Source organism: Pseudomonas sp. LBUM1646 (assembly GCF_059716165.1).
This window is the reverse complement of sequence record NZ_CP166810.1, coordinates 5,380,661-5,405,018: the sequence shown is the minus strand read 5'-3', so window position 1 is coordinate 5,405,018 and position 24,358 is coordinate 5,380,661. Positions and strand designations below refer to the sequence as shown.

Annotated in this window: 17 protein-coding genes and 1 pseudogene; 6 read left to right on the top strand and 12 right to left on the bottom strand. The window is 60.9% G+C overall.

All coding sequences use genetic code 11. The annotated features are described in order from the left end of the window. Nucleotides 1–157 precede the first annotated feature (157 nt). Both ACA071_RS24630 and ACA071_RS24625 read left to right on the top strand, forming a co-directional pair. Nucleotides 158–2,893: a Tc toxin subunit A-related protein gene (locus ACA071_RS24630; protein WP_497645379.1), complete on the top strand. Its 2,736-nt coding sequence runs from the start codon at nucleotides 158–160 to the stop codon at nucleotides 2,891–2,893. Further along, complete coding sequence (locus ACA071_RS24625; RefSeq protein ID WP_497641501.1) at nucleotides 2,886–7,202, top strand: Ig-like domain-containing protein; 4,317 nt, start codon at nucleotides 2,886–2,888, stop codon at nucleotides 7,200–7,202. Before ACA071_RS24630 ends, ACA071_RS24625 begins: the two co-directional genes overlap by 8 nt. Here the strand turns inward: ACA071_RS24625 and ACA071_RS24620 are convergent. From ACA071_RS24620 to ACA071_RS24595, 6 genes are all read right to left on the bottom strand, one after another. Then, the gene (locus ACA071_RS24620; RefSeq protein ID WP_497641500.1) at nucleotides 7,199–8,530 is read right to left on the bottom strand and encodes a DUF58 domain-containing protein; all 1,332 of its coding nucleotides are present in this window, start codon (nucleotides 8,528–8,530) and stop codon (nucleotides 7,199–7,201) included. The genes ACA071_RS24625 and ACA071_RS24620 overlap by 4 nt on opposite strands. A gap of 130 nt (nucleotides 8,531–8,660) precedes the next feature. Then, nucleotides 8,661–9,659 (bottom strand): AAA family ATPase, encoded by a 999-nt coding sequence (locus tag ACA071_RS24615; protein ID WP_497641499.1) that lies wholly within the window; start codon nucleotides 9,657–9,659, stop codon nucleotides 8,661–8,663. After that, nucleotides 9,656–10,819 carry a DUF4350 domain-containing protein gene (locus ACA071_RS24610; RefSeq protein WP_497641498.1) on the bottom strand — a complete coding sequence of 388 codons (1,164 nt, stop codon included), beginning with the start codon at nucleotides 10,817–10,819 and terminating at the stop codon, nucleotides 9,656–9,658. Before ACA071_RS24610 ends, ACA071_RS24615 begins: the two co-directional genes overlap by 4 nt. Beyond that, nucleotides 10,816–12,360 carry a DUF4129 domain-containing protein gene (locus ACA071_RS24605; RefSeq protein ID WP_497641497.1) on the bottom strand — a complete coding sequence of 515 codons (1,545 nt, stop codon included), beginning with the start codon at nucleotides 12,358–12,360 and terminating at the stop codon, nucleotides 10,816–10,818. The genes ACA071_RS24610 and ACA071_RS24605 overlap by 4 nt, the downstream gene beginning before the upstream one ends. Next, nucleotides 12,347–13,324, bottom strand: coding sequence for a stage II sporulation protein M (locus ACA071_RS24600; protein WP_497641496.1), 978 nt, complete (start codon nucleotides 13,322–13,324; stop codon nucleotides 12,347–12,349). Before ACA071_RS24600 ends, ACA071_RS24605 begins: the two co-directional genes overlap by 14 nt. After that, nucleotides 13,321–14,046, bottom strand: a complete 726-nt coding sequence (locus ACA071_RS24595) for an RDD family protein (protein WP_497641495.1) — start codon at nucleotides 14,044–14,046, stop codon at nucleotides 13,321–13,323. Before ACA071_RS24595 ends, ACA071_RS24600 begins: the two co-directional genes overlap by 4 nt. Before the next feature lie 186 nt (nucleotides 14,047–14,232). Here ACA071_RS24595 and sbcB point away from each other — a divergent pair, with 186 nt between their 5' ends. Then, on the top strand, nucleotides 14,233–15,663 hold the full coding sequence (gene sbcB / locus ACA071_RS24590; protein WP_497641494.1) for an exodeoxyribonuclease I: 1,431 nt from the start codon (nucleotides 14,233–14,235) through the stop codon (nucleotides 15,661–15,663). A gap of 97 nt (nucleotides 15,664–15,760) precedes the next feature. Here the strand turns inward: sbcB and mvaT are convergent, their stop codons facing one another. After that, nucleotides 15,761–16,138 carry a histone-like nucleoid-structuring protein MvaT gene (mvaT, locus tag ACA071_RS24585; RefSeq protein ID WP_007933316.1) on the bottom strand — a complete coding sequence of 126 codons (378 nt, stop codon included), beginning with the start codon at nucleotides 16,136–16,138 and terminating at the stop codon, nucleotides 15,761–15,763. 339 nt (nucleotides 16,139–16,477) lie between these two features. On the opposite strand from mvaT, the gene purU reads away from it, so the two are divergent. Both purU and ACA071_RS24575 read left to right on the top strand, forming a co-directional pair. Next, nucleotides 16,478–17,326 (top strand): formyltetrahydrofolate deformylase, encoded by an 849-nt coding sequence (gene purU, locus ACA071_RS24580; RefSeq protein WP_027922916.1) that lies wholly within the window; start codon nucleotides 16,478–16,480, stop codon nucleotides 17,324–17,326. A gap of 145 nt (nucleotides 17,327–17,471) precedes the next feature. After that, nucleotides 17,472–17,648 carry a hypothetical protein gene (locus tag ACA071_RS24575; protein WP_497641493.1) on the top strand — a complete coding sequence of 59 codons (177 nt, stop codon included), beginning with the start codon at nucleotides 17,472–17,474 and terminating at the stop codon, nucleotides 17,646–17,648. A gap of 107 nt (nucleotides 17,649–17,755) precedes the next feature. Here the strand turns inward: ACA071_RS24575 and gpgF are convergent, their stop codons facing one another. From gpgF to ACA071_RS24550, 5 genes and pseudogenes are all read right to left on the bottom strand, one after another. Continuing rightward, complete coding sequence (gpgF, locus tag ACA071_RS24570) at nucleotides 17,756–18,751, bottom strand: glucosaminyl phosphatidylglycerol flippase (protein ID WP_497641492.1); 996 nt, start codon at nucleotides 18,749–18,751, stop codon at nucleotides 17,756–17,758. Continuing rightward, entirely contained in the window at nucleotides 18,748–19,524 is a 777-nt protein-coding gene (gene gpgD / locus ACA071_RS24565) for an N-acetylglucosaminyl phosphatidylglycerol deacetylase (RefSeq protein ID WP_497641491.1), read from the bottom strand. Before gpgD ends, gpgF begins: the two co-directional genes overlap by 4 nt. Beyond that, nucleotides 19,517–20,638 (bottom strand): N-acetylglucosaminyl phosphatidylglycerol synthase, encoded by a 1,122-nt coding sequence (gene gpgS, locus ACA071_RS24560; RefSeq protein WP_497641490.1) that lies wholly within the window; start codon nucleotides 20,636–20,638, stop codon nucleotides 19,517–19,519. The genes gpgD and gpgS overlap by 8 nt, the downstream gene beginning before the upstream one ends. 145 nt (nucleotides 20,639–20,783) lie before the next feature. Continuing rightward, nucleotides 20,784–21,548, bottom strand: a complete 765-nt coding sequence (locus ACA071_RS24555; RefSeq protein ID WP_371927523.1) for a methyl-accepting chemotaxis protein — start codon at nucleotides 21,546–21,548, stop codon at nucleotides 20,784–20,786. Between the two features lie 90 nt (nucleotides 21,549–21,638). Further along, a pseudogene (locus ACA071_RS24550) lies at nucleotides 21,639–22,673 on the bottom strand (HAMP domain-containing protein); the annotation flags it as partial. Between the two features lie 187 nt (nucleotides 22,674–22,860). On the opposite strand from ACA071_RS24550, the gene ACA071_RS24545 reads away from it, so the two are divergent. Next, nucleotides 22,861–24,348 carry a helicase HerA-like domain-containing protein gene (locus tag ACA071_RS24545; RefSeq protein WP_497641489.1) on the top strand — a complete coding sequence of 496 codons (1,488 nt, stop codon included), beginning with the start codon at nucleotides 22,861–22,863 and terminating at the stop codon, nucleotides 24,346–24,348. Nucleotides 24,349–24,358: the final 10 nt, after the last annotated feature.

Below are 24,358 nucleotides of genomic sequence, written 5' to 3'. Positions count from 1 at the left end.
CGACAAAGATCGGCTGGTGGTCAGAGGGGTGTGTAAGCCGACTTCGCTTACCCCTGCGAGCGCCTTGTTCACGTTGACATTGCTCAATGGGAGCGTCGGTGATCCAACGTCGGTCAGCCTGAACGCTTCGAGCGTCGGCGGCTGGGCGACGCCATGGATGGCGATAGAACGGCGGGCAGGTGGTTTTACCGAGACTGTGCAGTTCACATTGGGCGCCGCCCTCATCTACGGCACGACGAAATTTACCCTGCCAATGAGCGGCCTTCCCCGGTTCGTACCACCGGCCCTGAAAAAAAACACCGCCAACGCCGCGCAATTCATCGCCTTCAACCAGAGCGGCACCCTGGCCCATGCCCGACTTAATTCATTGTTCGGGCCGGAACTGGTGCAGCGCGCTCATATTTCGGTGGATGCTGTCCTGGACTGGGACACGCAATTCCTTGTAGAACCGCCGCCCGATTCCGCGGCCCTCGACGAACCGAACGGTGCTTACGATGGTGCCAACGGTTTGTATTTCTGGGAGCTGTCGTTTCACCTGCCGCATCTGGTTGCAACTCGCCTGCGGGCCGAGGATCGTTATCAAGACGCGCAGAACTGGCTGCATTACCTGTTCGACCCGCGTGCCCCAGCGGACAAGGAGTCCGATCCGCCGCATGCCTCTGACAAACCGGAATACTGGCGCTGCCGGCCTCTGGTCAGCGACGGTAACCCGGGATGTGAAACCCAATTGCCGGTCGATCCGGATGCCATTGGCTACTCGAAGCCCCGGCACTTGCGAATTCTGGTGTTCATCGAATACGTGAAAAACCTGATTGCCTGGGGCGACTGGTATTACCGCCAACTCACTCGGGACAGCCTGGTCGCGGGCAAGCTGTGTTACGTGCAGGCTGAATTTCTGATGGGTAAACCACCGGTGGCGCGGACGGTGACGGATTGGGAAACAATAACGGTCGCACAGCTGCTGAGCCAGAGCAACACGCGCCCGGCGCTGGAGCAGTTCGAGAAAACCCTCGATGTTTCCTTGGGTGATATTCCGCCTTCGGCGCCCGCGCCACCCTTGCTCGGTCTGTTGGCCAACGAGCCGTTCAAACTGCCGATCAACGAGCAGTTGCTCGACCTGTTCGCCCTGCCGGGCCGGCGTCTGAATAACCTGCGCAACAACCTGACGCTGGATGGCAAGCCGCTGAATATTCCGCTGTTCAGCCCGCCGACCGATCCGAACCAATTGTTGCGTGACTTGGCGGCCGGTGGCGTCGGCGGACCACGCCCGATGGGCGGACGTCTGGTGGTGGGCGCCTTTCATTGGCGGGTGACATTCGAGGTCGCGGTACGCGCTGTGCAGGCATTGCAAGACTACGGCAGCCAAGTGTTGCGCCTGCTTGAACAACGGGATCGGGCCGAACAGGAAGAGATGCAACAGAGCCACCTGGTGGAACTGGGAGATTACGCCCGGACGGTTCAGGAGCAGAGCATCGCTCAGATGGAGGCAAATTTGGCTGCGTTGCGCCAAAGCCGCGTCACGGTGCAGGAGCGTACCGATACCTATGCCCGCTGGTATGACGAAAACGTCAGCGCGGTGGAATACGAGGTCATGGAAAGTCTGCAGACGGCCAAAAAACTGCACGTGGCATCGACGGCATTTCAGGCCGCGGGGGCGGCGATCGACGCTATTCCGAACATTTTTGGCGCGGCCAATGGCGGCCACCGTCCCGGCTCCATTGCCTACGCCGTGGGTTATGGCCTGGAACTCGCTTCGGCAGCGGTGCAAGTAGATGCCGACAAGCAAGCCGTCACCGAAAGCTATCGCCTGCGCCGTCGCGAATGGGAGCTGCAACGCAATCAGGCCCTGGCGGAGACGCTGGCCATCGATCAACAGATTACCGCGCAGCAAATCGCGGAAGACGCGGCCAGGGCCAGTCTCGATCAGACTCTGCGCGGCAATGCCCAGGCGCTGACGGTGTATAACTTCCTGAAAAAACGCGCAACCAATGCTGAATTGTTCGGCTGGCTGCTGGGCCAACTCATTGCCTTGTACAAGCAGGTTTACGACGCGGTGGTCAGCCTTTGCCTGAGTGCCCAGGCCTCCCTGAGCGCTGAAACCGGCGATTACGATGCAGCCCCTGCCATGCCCCAGGTCTGGCTCGACAACCGTTATGGATTGACGGCCGGCGAACACTTGCGCGAATACCTGTTGCGCATGGAACGCAGGCACTTGCAAAGCCATGAACGACGGCTGGAACGGGTCAAGACCGTCTCACTGCGGCGTCTGTTCGACGACGCCATCGATCCACAATCGGTGCACGCCAACTGGAGCGCGGCGCTGGCTAAGTTGCAAGACACTGGTGTTCTGGAGTTCAAGCTCACGCAGTTGCTGTTCGATCGCGAACACCCCGGCGACTACTGCCGGCTCATCAATTCGGTCGAGGTCGATCTGCCGGTGCTGGTGGGACCTTACGAGGATGTGCGCGCCACCTTGCTGCAGATTGGCAGCACAACCGCTACCAAAGCGTCGGCGCATTCGGTCGAGTACTTGCTATGGCCTAATGATTCGGTGGCGCCGGCGGATGTGCAGTTCAACCTGCGCAGCGGGCAGCAGATCGCGCTGTCGGTAGGCATTGCCGACAATGGCATGACGGCCATCAAACCCGATGAAGGCTTGCTCAATCCGTTTGAAAACACGGGGGCTGTCTCGCGCTGGCAGCTGAATTTCCCCTGGCCGAAAAGAGAGGCGCAAAGCGCGATGCTCGGCTCTTTGACCGATGTCATTGTGCGTGTCCGCTACACGGCCAAGGGGGGGGAGCCGAGCTTCCAGTCCGCTGTCGAAAACCTCGTGAAAATGGCTGAAACGCCCGGACTGAAACGTGCAGGCAGAGGAGAAAACGGTCATGCATAACCCCGTCATTCAGGCCAATCAGAATCTGGTGGTCAATGGTGATTTCAAACAGGCCGTCGACCACTGGACCAAGCATCCGTCCAATACGCGAGGGGTCAGCCCGGCCGAGGAATTCTACCAGGGGCAGATGACCCGTTTTCTGCGGGTCGGCAACGGCGCTTCGGTCAGTCAGATGGTCAAGGTGCCCATGGCATCGGGGGCCAATGCCACATATGTGCTCAGCTTTCTTTGCGAGGTGCGGTACAGCGGAACGGGGCGAGTGCTGGTCGAGATGGTCGACCAGCCCGACAAAAACCAGGAAATTCCCCTGCGGCTCAGCCAGGCACGTAACGAGGAAGAAGACCGGGCGCGTCTGGCGGGCGGCCAGCCGCTGGAGTTTGTGCCGATCGAGTACGCAGTCCAGTTGGATCTTCCACTGCAAAGCCAGGACCGGATTCGTGTGCGGGTGTTCAGCCCGACGGATGGAACCGGCGATATGATGGTGTGCATCACCCGTATACAACTGGCCTTGCACTTGCCGCCGGTGGTGCTGCAAACCCTGAGGCTGGATGACGAGTTGTTGCCGGCGACCGGTGTCCTGCCGTTGTGCCTGGGCGCCTCCGCCAGTTTGCTGCATCGTCTTGAATGTGTGCCCGTGACGGGCCACCCGTGGCTGGGCACCTCGGCAGCCTTGATCGTTGATGACAATCCGAAAGGCGCCATCCTCGCGCAACCGGACTGGGGCGTCGATCAGCCGTTGGCTGCGTCGTGGTCGCTTGACTGTCCGTGGCTCGATGATGAAGGCCCGCATGTGTTCACGATGCAACTGGTCAACCAGTACACCGCCGAGCCTTACCTGATCTCAGTATCGCTGGGCCACCATCGCCTGGTGTTCCGTGATGTGCTGGAGGCCGCCTATTACCCGGTGCTGGGCCGGGACCCCGTGCGCCTGGGGGTGCAGGTGGCGTCGTATTACACCGGTCAGGCACTCGACGCACGCACGGTGAATTGGACGGTGGCCGGTCAGAACGTCAAGAGCGCGGGCCTGACTGACGAGAATGGCTGGGCGTACTTCGAGTATGTACCGACGGCTGCCGGGGACTTCGTCATTGAAGCGACGGTCGACAGTCTCTATTCCGCCTGCGGCGTTGTTTCAACAACACTCCCGGTTCGGGTGCTGGCGACCGATCCGTGGAAGACGCTGATGGCGGTCGTCGAGGGCACCGAGACCCTATGGGATGAAAAGACCGGCTACCCCAATCGCGGCACCGGTTATCCCATCCAGGTGAGACTGCCGGCCGACCATCTGTTGTCGGGTAGCGAGATGGAACTGCACTGGAGCGGCGTTTCTGCCGAACAGTTGGGCGTTACCGTCAGCCCGGCGCTGGAATCGCCAGTGCCAGTCGGTGGCCACGACCTGGTCTGGACGCTGACCAGTGAGGATCGCCTCGACGGTCGGTTCGAACTGTCGTTGGTCTGCTCGAAGCTGTTGTTGCCGTCGCCGAAAAAAACCATGTCGCTGGCACGCAATCAGGTGCGCATCGGCGAGGTGCGTGAAGCCAACAAGTTTCCAGTGGTGGATGAAAGCGAAAACGTGCTGCTGCGGATTCAGGTGGTGCATATGCTGGCCAGCGGCGACGGCGACCCTGTCGTCAATGCGCTGGTCGACTGGATCACCCCTGAGGGCTCGATGCCGACCGTCACCACCGGGGCCGGTGGTTGGGCCAGTTTGCTGTATACGCCAAAAAGTGCCGGGGATCTGATCGTCACCGCCCGTGTCCGGGCGCATGAAGAGGCAGTGGCGGTTGAGCATGCCTTCACTGTCAAGGCCCTGGCCACCAGCCCATGGAAGAGTGAGGTCAGGATCCTGCTGGATAACGTCGAGGTCGATCGGGTGGTGCTGGGCATGCTCTGCTGGCGTGGTGGCTCTCATCAATTGAAAATCGAGCCGTTGTCGGGCAGCACCTTGATCGGTCAGCCAGTAACACTGAACTGGCGCGGTACGCCACCGGCCATCGGGCTGGAGGCGAGCGACATCGGAACACCCAGAACACTGATCGCCACGGGTCTGGAGTGGACGTTGACGTCTGCTCTTGGGACCAGTCTCAGCAGCCTGTTCGAGCTGACATTGAGCAGCCCGCGGCTGGCATCGGATCGCGAGCTGTTCGGACGTTTGATCGCCCCTGATCTGGCCGAGGAAGTGAGCCTGACGTTGGATCAGGTTTCAGCGCTGCCCGGCGATCAGACGCTCTATCCGTGTCTGGGGGCCGTGCACCGTTTCAGCTTTTTGACCCATGCGCTGAGCCCGCTGGTAGGGCTTTCGACGACGCTGTCATGGACGGGAATGTCGCCCGAGCAATTGGGTGCGAGCGTCAATCCGCCCTTGGCGCAGTCGCAGGTGATCGGCGACGGCGGTGTGCGCTGGTCCCTGGACTTCACCGCCAGTTCGGCGTCGGGCACGTTTGCCCTGGCGCTGGAACTGCCGCAGTTAGGTCTGAAAACGGCCGCTAACGAGATGATATTGGCGCACAACAAAGTCAGGATTGAGGCTTGGCGTGAGTCGGCGGTGGATCCGGTGGTAGGCCAGGAGCCAGCCTGGATGTGGATCCGGGTGTTCTCCCATTTCACCGAGCGCGCGGTTGAACAGGTCGCCGTGAAATGGCTGGACGGCGAGCAATCTACTGAGGTGAAAACCGACGCCGAAGGTTGGTCCGGTTTCGCCTTTGCGCCCACGGTTGTGCGGCAGCAGTCCTTAGAGGCTGTGCTCGTGAGCCCTCACGATGGCTACGAAGAAAAACGCTCGATGATGCTTACTGTGTTGCCGAGCGATCCGTGGGAAGGGGTGACGGTCCGCTTTGACGATCAGCCGTCAGAACCCTGGGGCAGAAAAACTTACTTTCCACGCCGCAAAGGCAATCACCTGATCAAAATCAGGGCCGCCGATAACAGTCCTTTGTTCGGCCAGGATCTGGTGCTGGGGTTGACCGGTACCGGGCCGGCGGAGCTGGGCATTCGTTTTGAACCGATGAACGCGCTCGGGACCGCGCGGCCGTTCAACAGCTTAGGCCTGGACTACAGCTTTGTTGTCGGCGATATGAATGACGGTGCGTTTGCCCTGCGTCTGGCCGCCAGCCGGCTCGCCCGGTTGTCACCGGCCAATGCAATGTCGCTCGGGTCGGGGATCCAGGTGGTCAAGTTCCGGGTAGGCAGACGCGTGACCCAGACACCGGACTGGGGGCAGACACTGGTGGAACAGGTCACGGTGGTGTCGGCGATCAGCGGCAAGCCGATGGCGGGTTTGACCGTGACCTGGCGTAGCCCGGATCTGGGTGTGGTGACGTCGGTGACGGATTTTTACGGCGTGGCGAGGATCAGCTTCATCCCGACGCAGCCGGGCCCGGCGGCGCTGACGGCGACGGTTGGGGATACGCTGTACTCGGAGTCGACAACCTTGGGCTTCACCCTGAACGAACCGCGCAAAATCGTTGAGTTGATTGAAGTAGCCGGCACGGAGCAGGCGCCGGCGCGCGTACGGGTCAAGGTGGCCTCCAGCCGCACCGGCAAACCGCTGCAAGACGTGAGTGTCAAGTGGGAGTTGAACGGTTCACGCTTGCCGTCCGGTGTGACCGATGCAGACGGGTTTGCCTGGTTGGACTTTACGCTATCCACCGAGCAGGAGAACGCGGTGGTGGCCATGGTGGAGGGCGGTGAGGGTGGTTGGAACATGGCGCAGTTGGGGCTGAATCTGGTAATGGTGCCGGTCATCGACTCCCTTGCCTGCGACAGAACCCATAGCTTCACCGGTTATAAGGTGGCCGCCCGGGCATTGGTGCTTGATTCGGTCAGTGGCAAGCCAATGCGAGGCATCAGGATCAATTGGAGTTTTGCGGGGCAGGCACTGCCGGTTTCCACTTCCGACGTCAGCGGCATCGCCGGGATAACCTTTGAGACGCGCGACGCCGGGGAGTTTGATCTGGTGGCTTCGCTAGTGTCTGGCCTGCCAGGGACCAAGACGCAGTCCATCAGCGTGGAGCGCTTGCCCACGGTGTTATTGCGCGGTATCTACGCGATGCCCGCCGTTGTCCGGGTAGGCCGGCCAGCGGAAATCTTCGTCCAGGTGGTCAAGGGGCTGGCGACGCCGGTGGAAGGCATTTTGGTGAGATGGATGGTTAATGGCAACGAGCGGGACCAGATCTACAGTAACAAAGAGGGCCGGGCTCAATTCAGGTATATGGGCACAGTGGCTGGCGATGTCGCCATTGCGGCGGCAGTGGACAACCCCGAGGGCACGGTGACGATGTCGACGACGGTCAAGGTGACCAACAGCTAGAGCGCCCCGGCCTTTTTCCAGCTCAGGTAACGCGTGACCAGCGCAGCGCCGAGCTCGCCGGGCGGGACATCCAGCACCGCAACGCCATGAGCACTCAATCGCTCCTGGCGTTCGGCCCGTGTATTCAAATACTCCACGGTCCCACTGTAAACCAGCGCTTCGTCCAGGGTTTGCACGGGCGCCTGGCGCAAGGTGTCGAGCACTTGCTCACGCAGGGTGGCAATTAACACCCGATGACGTGTGCCCAGGCGCTTGACGGCGGTCAGCAGTTCGTCATCGTCTTCGTCCCGCAGGTTGGTCACCAGCACCACCAGCGCCCGACGTTGCTGCCGGGCCAGCAAATGATTGGCGGCGGCCTGGTAATCGGCGGGACGTTGGGTGCTGTCCAGATCATAGACGCTGTTGAGTAGCACATTGAGTTGCCCGCTGCCTTTGACCGGCGCCAGGTAATGTTGCCGGTCACTGGCAAAGGTGCACAGACCCACGGCATCGCCTTGGCGTAGCGCCACGTAGCTGAGCAGCAGGCAGGCATTGAGGGCGTGGTCGAAATGCGCCAGTTCATCGTCCTGGCTGCGCATGCTGCGGCCGCAGTCGAGCATGAAAATGATCTGTTGATCACGTTCGTCCTGGTACTCCCGGGCAATCGGTGTGCGCTGGCGGGCGGTGGCTTTCCAGTCGATCTGGCGCAGGCTGTCGCCTTCACGGAATTCGCGCAGTTGGTGAAATTCCAGCCCTAAACCGCGACGCTGGCGTTGGCGCACGCCGAGTTGGCTGAGCCAGTTGTCCACCGCCAGCAATTGGCCGCCGTAGAGGCGGGCGAAGTCCGGGTAGACGCGAGTGGTGTCGGTCACCTTCAACAGGCGTTTGCCGGACCACAACCCCAGCGGGCTCGGCAGGTTGATTTCGCAATGTTCGAAGGTGAAGTGGCCACGGCGCAGGGGGCGCAGGCGATAGCTGATCAGGCTGCGTTGACCGGGTTGCAGTTCGACTGATTGTGGCAAGTGTTCGTAGTTCAAGCCATCGGGGGCGTGATCGAAGATCTGCACGTTCTGGGGCTGAGCAAAATCATGCTCGACGTCCAGTTGTACCTCGCCCCAACGGCCCAGAGCCAGGCTGCCGGGCATCTGCCGTTTGAGGCGCGGCGAAGGCAGGCGCTTGAGGCGGATGGCGTCGAGAATGGCCAATGCGAGAAGCGCCAGCAGCAGCCCCCAGCTGATCGACTGCAGGTTTTGCGGCATTTCGATGTCGAGCGCCCGCAAGGCACCCAGCACGATACCGAGACCGAGCAGCACCGAGAGCCAGATCAGCAGCAGGCGGGACGGTTTCATGGTTTCGCACCGTGTGGCCTGTTTAAAAGATCGCAGCCTTCGGCAGCTCCTACGTCGATTGCATTTCTCTGTAGGCGCTGCCGGAGGCTGCGATCTTTTGTGCCGCCCCCGCGGATATTGATCAAGATGCTCACATCCTTGGCGCCGAGACTTGGTCGAGCAGTTGCTGCAGCACCTGATCGACATCCAGCCCTTCAATGTCCAGTTCCGGGGCAATCCGCACGCGGTGGCGCAACACCGCCAGCGCACAGCCCTTGATGTCGTCCGGAATCACGAACTCGCCACCGCGCAGCAACGCCCGTGCCCTCGCGCATCGCACTAAAGCAATGGATGCCCGAGGACCGGCACCCAGGGTCAGGCCTGGCCAGGTGCGGGTGGCGCGGGCCAGGCGGATGGCGTAGTCGAGCACCTGTTCATCGAGGGGCAAGTCGCTGGCAATGCGCTGCAACGCCATCACGTCCTTGGCTTGCAGCACGGTGCGTAGCGGCTGCACATCAAGCATGTCGGCCCGGGTTGAGCGGCTGACCTGGCGCACCATGTCCAGCTCCTGCTCGGCGTTGGGGTAGTCCATGCGCACCTTGAGCATGAAACGGTCGAGCTCGGCTTCCGGCAGTGGGTACGTGCCTTCCTGTTCGATCGGGTTTTGCGTGGCGAGCACCATGAACGGCTGCGCAATCGGCAGCGCCCGGCCTTCGAGGGTGACCTGGCGTTCCTGCATGGCTTCGAGCAAAGCGGCCTGGGTTTTCGCCGGGGCGCGGTTGATTTCGTCGGCCAGTAATAGGTTGGTGAACAGCGGGCCTTTGCGCAGCTTGAACTGCTCGGTTTGCAGGTCGTACACCGCGTGCCCGGTGACGTCGCTGGGCATCAGGTCCGGGGTGAACTGGATGCGTGCGAACTCGCCGCCGAAGCAGCGTGCCAGCGCACGCACCAGCAAGGTCTTGCCCAGGCCCGGCACGCCTTCGAGCAACACATGGCCGCCGGCGATCAGTGCGGTGAGCACGTCATCGATTACTGTGTTCTGACCGATGACGGCTTTCTGCAATTCGTTGCGCACCGCCTGGGCCAATTGACTGGCGCGCTGGCGTTGCTGGGCGGCGTGGTTTTGGGCGCCGGGCTCGATGTCACTCATAAGGCATTCCTCAAGGTTTGCAGGTGGGCGACCTGACGGCTGAATTCAGCGCTGGACAGCCGCTGTTTCGGGCGCGGGCTCAGGGCCTGGCTGATGGCGCGGGTGGGTTGCCGGGTCAGGCGCGCGAGCACCAGCCATTGCTCGGCAACCGCCAATTGTTCGAAGCCGGGGTGACGGCGGCGGGCGCGGCGCAGGATGTCTTGCTGCAAGGCGTGCAACAGACTGTCCTGCCCATGGCGACGCAGCATGAAATCGGCGCTGGCGCGCAGGTGTTCCTGAAGTTGTCGACGGGCTCGCGGGGCAGGTTCCAACAGCGGCCCGTGACGCACGCCGAAGTGCCAGCAACCGAGGCCGATCAGGGCTGCGAGAGCGGCCAAAGCCTGGGGGAAGTAGCGCAGCAGCAAGGTCAGCAGCGAGTCATGATCGGTGTTGTACAGCAGCGTCACGCGGGTGCCGGCGCTCAGGTACCAGAGCAGCCAGGCATTGTCGTATTGCTCGATGGTCGGGGCTTTCCACAGGTCGGCATCGGTGACCACGGTGATCGAACCGAGCCCGTGGTTCAGTTGCATCATGTGTGTGGCCTTGCCGCTGTTGGCCCAGGCCTGGGCAAGGTTTTTCGGGTCTTCGAGATGGAACGCGGTATCGAAGCTGACGTAGGCCGGGGCGTCTTCGTCTTCCAGATAAAGCTTGGTCAGGTTCGGGTAGGGATCATCGCTGGGGTCGGGCGGCGGGTCCTTGAGGTCTTTGCTCAAGGATTGGTGCACCTGCACGCGGTCGAGCAGCAGGTCATTGCTCTGGCCGGTCTTTTCATCCCACAGGGACTCGGCGACGAATACCAAACGCCCGCCGGCGCGGGTCCAGTTCAGCACCTGATCGATCTGGCGCGGGGTCATGTTAGAGCGATCGCCGAACAGCAACAGGCTGTGTTGGCGCGGGTCGATGCCGGGCAGCACATCGAGGCTGTTGGCGTGGCTGACGGCGATGCCTTGTTTGCGCAGAAACTGTTCCGCCGCCAGATAGGGATTGGCCCGGGCTTCGGGGGAGGCGCCGTGATCGACGATCTCCTGATAAGGCGTGGCCTTCAGGTACAGATAAAGGCACAACGCGCCGAACAGCACGGCGAACAGTGCGCCAAGGGCCTGCCACCCACGCCGGCTCAACGAACGGCTCCCGGATTGAACAGCGCTCGCCAGCCGTCGCAGAGTTCCTGTTGCAGTTGCGCCGGTGGCAAACGATGCCCGTAGGCCATGTTCTGCCAGTGCCGGGTCAGGGTTTGACTGAACGCCAGCAAGGCCGGTTGTTGCAGTTGCCCGACGCGCTCCAGCACCTGGCCTTCGGTGTCGGCGTCTTTCAACGGCAGGTTGAAGTCGTGCAACAAGCGGCTGAGCAGGGCGCGATAGAGTAATCCGAGGGCTTCGCGAGGATTGGTTTGCCAAAGGGTTTCGGCACTTGATGCAACATCGGCGGGCAGGGTTTCCTGATGCACGTCCAGCCCGAACAGTTGCTTGGGCACCGGGCGTCCGAGGGGGCTGCGCCGGGCCGGTCGGCGGCTGACAAACGTCTGCAACCACTCGCGATAGCGCCAGATCAACACGCCCAGGCCAACGAACAGGGCGCCCCACAACAGCACTTCCAGCAAATTAGCCAGTGCACCGAAACGCGGATTGTCGAGCATCCTGGCCAGCCCCTTCAGCCATTCCGGAGTGGTGCCATCGTCCGCAGTCTGGGTGGCGGGTTTGTCCTCGCCAAAACGATAGCGGGTGACGGATTCCCTGTTCTTGAACGGTGGCTGATCAAGAATCGCTTTAATGCTGTCCCGGGACGCCTGACTGGTCAGGGGCTGGTCCAGCAAGCGCGGCGTGTCCGGTGAAATGACTGGCTCGGCGGCCCAGACGCTTTGCGTGCTTGGCATCACCACAATGACCGCCAGCAACAGGACGACGGCTGCACTGCTCAGACGCTGACGCATTCGGCGAAACACCAGCTCGATGTCCCAGGCCTCCAGCACCGTGCGCCGGTTCAGGTAGAGGCTGAAGCCACAGGCCACATAGATCGGTTCCCAGACCACCAGCACCAGTGCATAAAAGGCGTTGGTCAGGTGTTCCAGCCATAACCAGTCCTGATTGGCGGCGGCGATCAGGGTCTGCCAGTTCCAGTCCAGCTCGACCTGCTGCGGCACCAGCAGGTAAAACAGCACCATCAAGCCGATCCACAAGGCGCTTTCCAGGTGTACCCCGATGATCGTCAACCACTGCGCGGCGCCGGCATTGCGTTGCAGTAGCACGCGCAAACGCTGTTGGCGTGCCGTACCGCCCAGGCCTTCGAGTTGCACCACCGGCATCAGGAAACTGCGGCTCAGGCTCAGGCGGCGCCAGGTCAGGCTGGCCAATAATTGCGGCTTGAGCAGTCGCGGCCATTGGCGCAACGCCTCTTTGAGCTTGGGCGTTTCACCGAACAGGGTTTTCGACAGGATGAATAACGGCAGGCGATCGAACGCCGGTTTAAGCCACCAGAAAATGAACACGGCCAGCGACGGCGAATCCCACAGCAGCAGGCTGAGCAGGGCGAAAATCGGCAAGGTGACGATGGCCCAACTGGTCATCAACAGCCGGCGGTGTTGTTGACTCAGCAGCACGCCCAGGTCCATGGCTTCCCAGGTATTGCGCGGGCGAATCACCACTGTGGCGTCACTCAGGCGCATGGCGAGTCCGTCCGGCAAACAGCAGGTACATCGCCACCAACAACCACAGCGCAGCGCCGACCAGGTATTTGGTCATCGGCGTAGGCGCGGTCATGGACGACCAGTAGGCTTCGACAAACGCCGCCAGCAGCAGCAACAGCATCACTCCGCAAATCAGCAGTACGCTTTGGCGCGCGGCCAGGCGCAAGGCTTCGGCCCGGGGCAGGCGTCCCGGTGCGATCAAGGCCCAGCCCAATTGCAGACCGGCGGCACCGGACAGGACGATACCGCTGAGTTCGAACGCGCCGTGGCCGATGACGAATGGCCAGAAGGTTTGCCCATAACCGATGTGAGTCAGGTGCCCGGCCACCGCACCGATCATCAAACCGTTAAAGACCAGGAAAAACGCGCTGCCCAGGCCAAACAGCACACCGCTGGCGAAGGTCTGAAAGGCGATGCCGATGTTGTGCATGATGTAGTAACCGAACATCACCCAGTCTTCGCTGGCCGCCCGTTCCGCCGAACGGCCGAGGTGCCCGGCGACCGGGTCGTACATGCTTTGCATCTCGCTGACCTGATCGGCCGGGATCAGGTTGTAGATCAGGTCCGGGAACAGGAACACCAGCACGCCCATGCCGATCAGGCTGCCAAAAAACATCAGGCCGGCGGCGAGCACAAAGCGCCACTGCTGACGCACCAGCCGCGGGAAGTCGGCGAGGATAAACGCCAGCGCATTGGCCCCCAGGCGACTGCGATGTCGGTAAAACTGCTGGTGCCCGCGCAGCACCTGATGCTGCAACGCGTCTACCAGGAAACTGCTGTAGCCGCGCTCGCGGGCCAGGGCCAAGTGGTGGCAGAGCCGGCGATAATCTTTGGGGAAACTGGCGATGCGTGAGGCTTCCTTGCCCCGTTCCAAGCGGTCGAGGACCAGGGCGAACTGTTCCCATTCGGCCTTGTGGCGACTTTCGAAAAGGCTTTGCTTCATGTGGGGCCCAACAAGCCGCGGGCGATGCCGTTGAGTTCGGTCACGGCCTGTGGCGTCGGAACCTGCAACGGTTGGGCAAGGATGGCCGCCAGTTCATTGACCCGGGCTACGGAGAGTTCACCCTGGCGTTCGGCAAAACCGAGGATGGCGCGCTGCTCGGTCAGCGTCAGGGCAAAGGCTGTCCGGCGCGGCTGGGCATCGGGTAATTCGGGGCGGGTGAGCGGCCGTTCGCTATAGATGACGAGCGTGCCGGCGGCGAGGTCGCCGAGGCGTTTGAAGGTCGGATGTTGCAAGCAACTGATGGCCCCGAGGAAATAGCCAAACGGCAACAGGTCGACAAAACGCAGCAGGTTGCGCAGCAACGAGGCCGACCAGCCCACAGGCGTGCCATCGTCCTGCACCACGCGCAAACCCATCCATTGCTTGCCGGGCGAGCGCCCCTGGTTGAGCACCTCGAACAGCACCATATACCACCAACCGACCCCGAACAGCAGGATCGAGCCCAGCCCTGCGCCGAGTTGGCCGAGAAGCGCCAGCACGGTGAACAGCACACCGAGGATCAACCCGCGCAGGCCGAGGTCGATAGAGAACGCCAGCGCACGGACCATCAACCCGGCCGGGCGCAGTGGCAAGTCGATGCCTTCGGGCGTTTCGACTTGATACCGCGTGTCCAGTGGCGGGGACAGCGTCGCTTTCCTTGGCAGTGCTGTGGTCTCGAGCATGGGCAACCTGAATGATCGGGCCGGATCGGGATTCAATATTGCGCCGATGCTAGCAGCCTCTCGGGGGGGAACGACATAACTATGTATTGCACGATGCAAAGTCAGAAGTGATTGAATGACAAGAGGACTGGCCGCAGCGACTTGTCTGCGCCTAGACTTCGCCGGTCTTCAGTTCAGGAATAGCCCGTGACCTCCATCTTCTGGTACGACTATGAAACCACTGGCATCAACCCCCGTTGCGACCGCCCGCTGCAAGTGGCCGGGATTCGCACCGACTTCGAACTCAATGAAATAGACGAACCGATCAATCTGTATTGCCAGCCCAGTGACGACATCCTGCCGCACCCGGCGGCTTGCGCGATCACCGGCATTACGCCCAGTCGTCTGGCCGAACAAGGGTTGAGCGAAGCCGACTTCATGACGCGGGTGCATGCCCAGCTTGCCGCACCTGGTACGTGCGGGGCGGGTTACAACACCTTGCGTTTTGACGACGAGATGACCCGCTACAGCCTCTATCGAAACTTCTTCGACCCGTATGCGCGGGAGTGGCAGGGCGGCAACAGTCGCTGGGATCTGATCGATGTGGTGCGCGCGGCGTATGCCTTGCGTCCCGATGGCCTGGTCTGGCCCACGGACGACGAAGGGCGGGTGACGCTCAAGCTCGATCGCCTGACGGTGGCCAATAACATCGATCACGGCAATGCCCACGAAGCCTTGTCGGATGTTCGCGCAACGATTGCCCTGGCCCGTTTGATTCGTGAGAAACAACCGAAGCTGTATGACTGGCTGTTCCAGTTGCGCAGCAAACAAAAGGTGATGGATCAGATTCGACTGTTGCAGCCGATGGTGCACATCTCCGGGCGCTTCTCCGCGGCGCGCAGTTATGTCGGCGTGGTATTGCCCCTGGCCTGGCATCCGCGCAACAAGAACGCGCTGATTGTCTGTGACCTGCACCTCGACCCTCAGGGTTTACTTGATCTGGATGCCGAGACGTTACGCCAGCGCCTGTATACCCGCCGCGATGATCTGGCGGAAGGCGAGCTGCCGGTGCCGCTCAAACTCATTCATATCAATAAATGCCCGGTGGTGGCGCCGCTGTCGGTACTTCGTCCCGAAGATCAGCAACGCCTGGGGCTGGATATGGCGCTATATCAGGCACGGGCGCTGCGGCTAAGTGACGCACAACAAGTTTGGCGAGATAAAGTCATGGCGATTTATGCCAGCGAAGCGTTCGCCGCAAGCCAGGATCCGGAGCAACAGTTATACGACGGTTTTATCGGTGATCGGGACCGGCGTCTATGTGAGCAAGTCCGTGCCGCTGATCCTGTGCAATTAGCGCAACAACAATGGCCGTTCGATGATGAACGTTTGCCGGAATTATTGTTTCGATATCGCGCACGCAACTTCCCTGACACGTTGAATTTCGAAGAGCAAGAACGCTGGCGGATGTTTTGTCAGCAACGTTTGTCCGATCCGGAATGGGGTGCGCCCAATACCCTGGAATCTTTTGCAGACGCGGCAGGGCAATTGGCGAATAGCGCTACATCGTTTCAGCAAGAGGTACTGAATGAATGGCAGGATTATGTCCAGGGATTACGCAAACGTTTGAGTCTATGAAGTCCAAAGATTGAAGCCTGAATCCCGGGCATAAAAAACGCCAGCATCAGCTGGCGTTATTTTTTGTCGCAGAATCAATCTGCGGCAGGCGTGCGGCTTAGCCCAGCAGGGTAGCCCAGCCTTCAACCACGTCACCGCCCCACTTGGCTTTCCACTCTTTCAGAGTCTTGTGGTTGCCACCTTTGGTTTCGATGACTTCGCCATTGTGCGGGTTTTTGTATTGCTTAACTTTGCGAGCACGCTTGGTGCCGGTAGTTTTTACTGCGCCGCCGCGTGGTGCTTTGGTTTTGGACTCTGGATCCAGCAGCGCAATGATGTCGCGCAGGGATTTGGAGTACTCACCCATCAGGGTGCGCAGTTTGCCTTCGAATTCCAGCTCGGTTTGCAGTTTGTCGTCTTGGGACAGGTTCTTCAAACGGGCTTGCAGCTCTTTGATAGCTTCTTCGGTGGCGCGGTATTCGTTGATCAAGGACATTGAGGACTACCTTATGTAGGACGCAGGATGGCAGGGACAGTGCGGCAATAATAGTCAGGGTGTTTCATCAAGTAAACATTTAACCGGAGTTTTATTTAAATTAGTTACGGTGAATAGGGCATAAATTCGAGGTGCAGTTAAATAGTGTGATGCAGTCAACACGGATATTCACAATTGAGTGCTTGAATATGACCTGCAACAGCACCATTACGCTGGCGCGTGACGCTGCCCAAACCTGCGCTCTTGGCCGATGTGCAGGGTGACACGTCATCAATACTGCAGTTTTGCTGCGCAATCGCTAGAATGGCGGCCTTTGCGAAGTTCTGGAGTTTGACCCTCATGCGCACTTTTCGGCTGGTGATTGCTTGCCCGGACCGCGTCGGCATCGTTGCTAAAGTCAGTAACTTTCTGGCGTCACATAACGGCTGGATCACTGAAGCGAGCCATCACTCGGATAATCTCAGTGGCTGGTTCTTCATGCGTCACGAAATTCGTGCCGATTCGCTGCCTTTTGGTATTGAAGCTTTCCGCGAAGCGTTTGCGCCGATCGCCGAAGAGTTCTCGATGAACTGGCGTATCACCGATACCGCGCAGAAAAAACGCGTGGTGTTGATGGCCAGTCGTGAATCTCATTGCCTGGCCGATTTGCTGCACCGCTGGCACAGCGATGAACTGGACTGCGAAATTTCCTGCGTGATTTCCAACCATGACGACTTGCGCAGCATGGTCGAGTGGCACGGCATTCCTTACTACCACGTGCCAGTCAATCCGCAGGACAAAGAGCCCGCGTTTGCCGAAGTCTCGCGGCTGGTCAAACAGCACGATGCCGAAGTGGTGGTACTTGCCCGTTACATGCAGATTCTGCCGCCAGCGTTGTGCAGCGAATATGCCCACAAGGTCATCAACATTCACCACAGCTTCCTGCCGTCGTTCGTCGGGGCCAAGCCGTACCACCAGGCTTCCCTGCGTGGCGTGAAGTTGATCGGCGCCACGTGCCACTATGTCACCGAAGAGCTGGACGCCGGTCCGATCATCGAGCAGGACGTGGTACGCGTCAGCCACAGCGACAGCATCGAAGACATGGTGCGCTTCGGCCGCGACGTCGAGAAGATGGTGCTGGCCCGTGGTCTGCGTTATCACCTGGAAGACCGGGTGCTGGTACACGGCAATAAAACGGTCGTGTTCTAACTTACGCCACAGATCGTTCCCACGCTCTGCGTGGGAATGCCGCCCGGGACGCTCCGCGTCCCTTTGTAAGCGTGACGCAGAGCGTCACAGGATGCATTCCCACACAGAGCGTGGGAACGATCAATGTGGAGAGAGGATATCGACCATGGCCGATCCACTGGACAAAGCCACTTCCAAGGCGCCAGCCACTCTGGGCGAAGGCTGTCTGAGCCGTTATGACCCGGATGACATGAGCCCGGAGGACGGCACTGAATTTCCCGGTGCCGCCGAGTTGTGGGAAGAGTTGAAGCCGGAGTCTGACGAAGAAGTTGCTAAACCCTGAAAAGATCGCAGCCTTCGGCAGCTGATACGCGGGATATGCGTTGCATTCGGATCGCGTCGTGTAAACCCAATCCCGTAGGAGCTGCTGAAGGCTGCGATCTTTTGCTTTCAGGCCTGCTTGAACTTCATCAGCTTCTTGAGCAGCGGCCGCCCCAGCATCAACAGAAACACCGGCCCGCCGACTACCAGGTAAAAGTAATACGTCACTGCCCGCCAGATCAGAATCGCCGCCGCTGCGGTGGATTTCCCCACCATCGGCGCCAACAATGCCGCCGACGTCAATTCCGCCGCGCCAGCACCGCCCGGCAACAAGCTGAATTGCCCCGCGCCCAGCGAGAGCATCTGGATCAGAAAGCTCCACGCCCACTGCAAATCCGCCCCGAGGCCGCGCAACGCCAGGTACAGCACGCTGTAGCGCAGTAACCAATGCAGGCAGGTCAAGGCAAACACCTTGGCCAGTGTCTGCACGGGCAGCTTCAACGTGTCCGTGAACGCCGCCAGGAAATGCAGGAGTTTTCGTGCCCAGCGCAGGCGTGTGGTGGTTTTGACATTCAGGCGCGCCAGCAACCGGCCGCACAGACGGATCAGCAGTCGATGGTAGCGAGCCACCACCACGCAACTGACCAGCCCGCCGAACAGCGAGATGGCGCTGACCATCAGCAGCCACTCCATGCGCTGGCTCAGGTGCTGGAACAGCGCGTAAATCAGTATCCCGCTCAGGGCGCAAAGGAAAAACAGCAGATCGCTCAGTTGGTCCATGGCAAACACCGCGCTGCCCCTGGCCGGGCGCACGCCGTTACGCGCCAGCAGGGCCATGATGGTCAGCGGTCCGCCACTGCCGCCGGGGGTGGCGCAGTAGGCGAACTCGGCGGCCATCACCACGCCGAGGCTTTTGACGCGGCTGACCTTGTCGCGCTGATCGCCCAGCAACAGGCGCAAGCGCATCGTATTGACCACCCAGCAGAGCAAGATCATGCCGAACATGATCAGCAATCCACTCACCGGAAAGCTTTGCAACCGCGACCAGGTTTCGTTGCCGCCCAGCACCAACGGGATCAGCACCGCAGCAAGCAGGGCGAGAAACAGCAGAATCCCCCGACTCATGCGGCGCGGCCGATACGGTCATGGTGCAGCGTCAGCCAGTTGGCCTTGGTCATTGGCACACGGCCCTCGTCGAGTAAGTGTTTAAGAGTTTGCAGCCAGTAATCACGGGAAAACCTGTAACGCATGTCCACCGGGTGCAAGCCAAGGCGAATCACTGGCGCATGCCGCCAGCGTTGTTGCCGTTGATCGCTGACGATTTTCGATAGCCCGCGGCGCCAGGCGCTGCGCGCACTCCAGACCAGGCCGGGAGCATCGATCGCCGTAAAGTCGGGCAGACGATACAGATGTTGCGGGTCGCTGGTGTAACTCAATGGCAACTGTTGCAAGGCCTGGCGTGTTCCTTCGCTCATCAGCCAGGCGGGGGCGACAAAGCCCTTCAGCGGCCAATTGTAACGGTGAAACACTTCGATGCCAGCACGCAGGCGGGCGAGGGCTGCTGCTTGAGACAAACTGTAGAACTCGCCTTCGTGGGTGTAGACGCGGCGCATGAACCAGTCTCGCGGTGTCGTCGCCGCCGGGCTGTCGTCGCAATGAAAATAGCCGTGCAAGGCCAGTTCGTCACCCCGGTCGACGCGACCGCTCAACATCCGGCGAAATCCCGGATGCGCTTCCAGATCGTTGTGTTTGTGAAAGTCGGGAACCACCAGCCAGGTCATCGGCACTGCGCCCAGCGCATCGACGGCTTCTACGAAAGGCTGGTAATCGGCCCAGGTCTGCGGTGCCACGTCGTGCAGCACCAACAACAGGGCGGGTGACGGCCTGGGCTCAGCCATTGGCGGTCAGCGGCCAGGGATCGCCGAGCACGGCGTGATAATGGCCCAACAGGCTGTTGACCACCGCGTCCCAGGCGTAATGCCGTTCCACATGCTGGCGGGCCTGTTCGCCCAGCGTGACGCTGCCACGGCTGAACAACTCGCGGACTGCGTTGGCCATGGCCAGAGGATTGTTGGGCGCGCAGAGCAGACCGCATTGATCGGTGACAATTTCCTTGAAGGCCCCGGCCGCCACGGCCACCACCGGAATGCCGCTGGCCATGGCTTCGAGGATCACCAGGCCGAAGGTTTCCTGATCGCCGGCGTGCAGCAGCGCATCGGCGCTGGCCATCAGGCGCGCGACCTGGGTTGCCGGGCAGAATTCATCGACCACAGTGACGTTGTCCGGCACCTGGGCCGGCATCGATGAACCCACCAGCAACAAGTGATAGCGCGGCCCCAGGCGATTCATGCAATTGAGCAATACCGGCAGGTTTTTCTCCTTGGAGCCGCGGCCCGCAAAGATCAGCAGCCGGGTGTCTTCATCAATGCCCAGTTCGGCTCGCAGTTCCGGGTCACGGGCACTCGGGTTGAAGGTTTGCAGGTCAACGCCCAGCGGCTGCACGAACACATTGCGCACCCCCAGGCCAATCAGTTTGTCCGCCATGACCTGGCTCGGAGCCAGAACTCGATCAAAGTTGCCGTAGAGCTTGCTGACATAGGCCTCGACATTGGTGGTGACCCAATTGCCCATGCGATTGCTGACCAACAGCGGCAAGTCCGAGTGATAAAAGCCGATTACTGGCACATCCAGTTGCCGCCGGGCATCCAGCGCCGCCCAGGCGGTGAGGTAAGGGTCGCCGACTTCAATGAGATCGGGCTGCAAATCCTGCAGGACATTGCGCCAAGGCGCGAGACGGAGGGGGAAGCGATAACCCTTGCCGAAGGGCAGGGCGGGGGCGGGAACTTTGTATACACCGTCCTGCTCGCTCAGGTGCGAACCGGGTATCAGCAGGCTGTGACGAATCCCCGGTTTGATGCTCAAGCGACGGTGCTTGGCGTCCAGATAAGTGCGCACGCCACCGCTGGCAGGGGCGTAGAACATGGTTATGTCAGCGATATGCACGATGAACATCCCTCCGGTCTTGGCTCTCCCTAGGTTGACCTTTATGAAGGATAGATGTTCGGTTGGGGTTTTGCGGGGGGCTCAGCGATGGATGAGGTGTTTCATGGGCCGCCATCGCGGGCGAGCCTTGCTCGCGATGGCGGCCTCGAAAACGCTAGATACGGAAACTACCCACCAACTGCTTCAACCGCGCCGCCTGCTGCTCAAGGTCCGAACACGCGCGCAATGTCGATTGCAGGTTCTCCACGCCTTCCTGGTTCAGCGTATTGATCTCGGTAATGTCGACGTTGATCGACTCCACCACCGCGGTCTGTTCCTCGGTTGCCGTGGCCACCGACTGGTTCATCCCGTCGATCTCGCCGATGCGCAAGGTCACGCTGTTCAGGCGTTCGCCGGCCAGGTTGGCGATTTCCACGCTGTCCTGGCTGTGGCGCTGGCTTTCGCTCATGGTGCTGACGGATTCCCGGGCGCCGACTTGTAGCTCCTCGATCATGGTCTGCACCTGCTGCGCCGACTCCTGGGTGCGGTGCGCCAGGTTGCGCACCTCGTCGGCCACCACCGCAAACCCGCGACCGGCTTCACCGGCACGCGCCGCTTCAATCGCTGCGTTGAGCGCCAGCAGGTTGGTTTGCTGGGAAATGCTGGTGATCACTTCCAGAATCTGTCCGATGTTCACGGTCTTGCTGTTCAGCGACTCGATGTTGCTGCTCGAAGCGCTGAGCATGCTCGACAGTTGATTCATCGCCTTGATGCTGCGATCCACCACTTGCTGGCCGTCTTCGGCCAGGCTGCGCGCATCGCTGGCCTGGTTCGACGCTTGCGCGGCGTTGCGGGCGATTTCCTGGGCGGCGGCACCGAGCTGGTTGATCGCGGCGGCCACGCTGTTGGTGCGCGAGGCTTGCTGGTCGGAGTTGAACATCGACGAGTTCGAGGCCGCGACCACCCGCAAGGCAACTTCGTTGACCTGGCCGGTAGCCGAGGACACTTCGCGGATCGAGGCGTGAATCCGTTCCACGAAGCGGTTGAACGCGGTGCCGAGGATGCCGAATTCGTCATTGTTCTGGATGGTCAGGCGTTTGGTCAGGTCGCCTTCACCGTCGGCGATGTCTTCCATGGCCCGGGTCATTACGTGCAACGGCTGGATCAGGATGCGGATCAGCATGCCGAGCAGGGCGATGATGATCGCCACGGCAATCACCGTCGCTACCACCGCCGAGGCACGGAATTCGCTGAGCATGGCGAAGGCTTTGTCCTTGTCCACCGACAGGCCGATGTACCAATTGACCGACGGCAGTCCTTTGATTGGGGTAAAGGTGACGATGCGGGATTTGCCATCGACTTCCACTTCACTGAAGTCGCTGCTGATGCGTGGGGTGTTTTTCGGGTAAGCCTCGCTGAGGGATTTCATCACCAGGGCTTTGTCCGGGTGCACCAGGATCTTGCCGTCGGCGCTGACCAGGAAGGCATAACCCATGCCGTCGAAGTCTCGGGCGCTGAGGGTGTCGATCAAGGTTTGCAGGCTCAGGTCGCCGCCCACAACGCCCACGCTTTGTCCGGCCTTTTTTGAGGCGGTGGCGATCGAAATGATGGTCTGGCCGGTCGCCGCGTCGATGTACGGTTCGGTCAGGGTCGCCGTGCTGCTGCTTTCGGCGCCTTTGTACCAAGGGCGAACCCGCGGGTCGAAGCCGTCAGGCATTTTCACATCCGGGCGGATGCTGAAGTGGCCGGTGGCGTCACCGAGGTAGGACGCCATGAACGTCGACGTCAGGGCTTTCTGCTCAAGCAGGCTGGCGACAGTGGACTGTTCAGGGTTGATGGCGATGTTTTGCGCGAGGTTGTCGATCAACAGGATACGACCGGCCAGCCAGGTTTGAATGTTGCTGGCGGTGACCTCTCCCATCTCGTTGAGGTAATTGTCCAGGTCTTCACGAATCGCATTGCGCTGCAAATAGTCGTTGTACAGCGTGAACGAGGCAAAGGCAGCAATAACGATGAGGGCGGCGGCAAGCAGTATCTTATGGCTGAAACGCAGATTTTTGTTCATGGCTTGGGGTGTCCGCTAAGGTCTTAATGTCCAGGGCGTGCTTTTATAAAGGCGCGCAAAATGGGCGGTGATGAAAGTAAGCTGATATTCCGTCTCTCCTTAGGGAATTACCGACGCGCTTTTCAGTCTGGTCTCTCGCCTCTTTTTATCGGCCGTGAAGGATCAAAGATTAACCATGGGTGACAAAATGCCTGACTCATCGCAACTCGTTATCGGCGCCGACCTCGCGGGGCAGCCGATCGCCCAGGCCATGCGCCTGGCGAACCGTCACGGTCTGGTCGCGGGCGCGACCGGTACCGGCAAGACCGTCACTTTGCAACGCCTGGCCGAAGCGTTCAGCGATGCCGGCGTGGCGGTGTTCGCCGCGGACATCAAGGGCGATCTGTGTGGCCTCGGTGCCGCCGGCAACCCGCAAGGCAAGGTTGCCGAGCGGATCGCCGGGATGCCGTGGCTGAACTACAAGCCCCAGGCGTATCCGGTGACGCTGTGGGACATTCACGGTGAGTCCGGTCATCCGTTACGCACCACCCTGAGCGAAATGGGTCCGTTGTTGATCGGCGCGCTGCTGGAATTGACCGACAGCCAACAGTCGGCGCTGTATGCCGCGTTCAAGGTCGCCGACCGCGAAGGCCTGTTGCTGCTGGACCTCAAGGATTTGAAAGCGCTGCTCAATCACTTGCGCGACAACCCGCAATTGCTTGGTGAAGACGCGGCATTGATGACCACCGGATCGAGCCAGGCGCTGATGCGGCGCTTGGCGACCCTGGAACAGCAGGGCGCCGAAGCGCTGTTCGGCGAGCCGGCGCTGCAACTCGAAGACATCCTGCAACCGGCCGCCGATGGCCGTGGGCGCATTCACTTGCTCGATGCCAGCCGTCTGGTGCACGAAGCGCCGAAGGTCTACGCGACCTTCCTGTTGTGGTTGTTGGCGGAACTGTTCGAGCAATTGCCGGAGCGCGGCGATGCCGATAAACCGTTGCTGGCACTGTTTTTCGACGAAGCGCACTTGTTGTTCGCCGACACCCCCAAGGCGTTGCAGGAGCGTTTGGAGCAAGTGGTGCGCTTGATTCGTTCCAAAGGCGTCGGCGTGTATTTCGTCACCCAGTCACCGGGGGACTTGCCGGACGACGTGCTGGCCCAACTCGGTTTGCGGGTTCAGCACGGCTTGCGCGCGTTTACCGCCAAGGAGCAGAAATCCTTGCGCGCCTTGGCGGAGGGCTTTCGGCCGAACCCGGCGTTTGATGCCTTGTCGGTGTTGACCGAACTGGGGATCGGCGAGGCGTTGGTCGGCACCTTGCAGGACAAGGGCACGCCGGAGATGGTCCAGCGGGTATTGGTCGCACCGCCGCAGTCGCGGATCGGGCCGTTGACCGAAACGGAACGCACGATGCTGATCGCCGGGTCGCCGTTCAAGGGGCGTTATGACAAGCCGATTGATCGCGAATCGGCGTATGAAGTGTTGATGGGACGTAAAGGTCTGGCGCCTGAGGCTGAAGCAGCACCGGGTAAACCGGCGGTGGAAGAGCCGAGTTTCACCGACAAGGCTGGGGAATTCCTCGGCACGGCGGCGGGGCAGGCGTTGAAATCGGCGATGCGACAGGCGGCTAATCAATTGGGTCGGCAGTTGGTGCGCGGGTTGATGGGCTCTTTACTCGGTGGCAGCAAACGCCGTTAAAAAGCAAAAG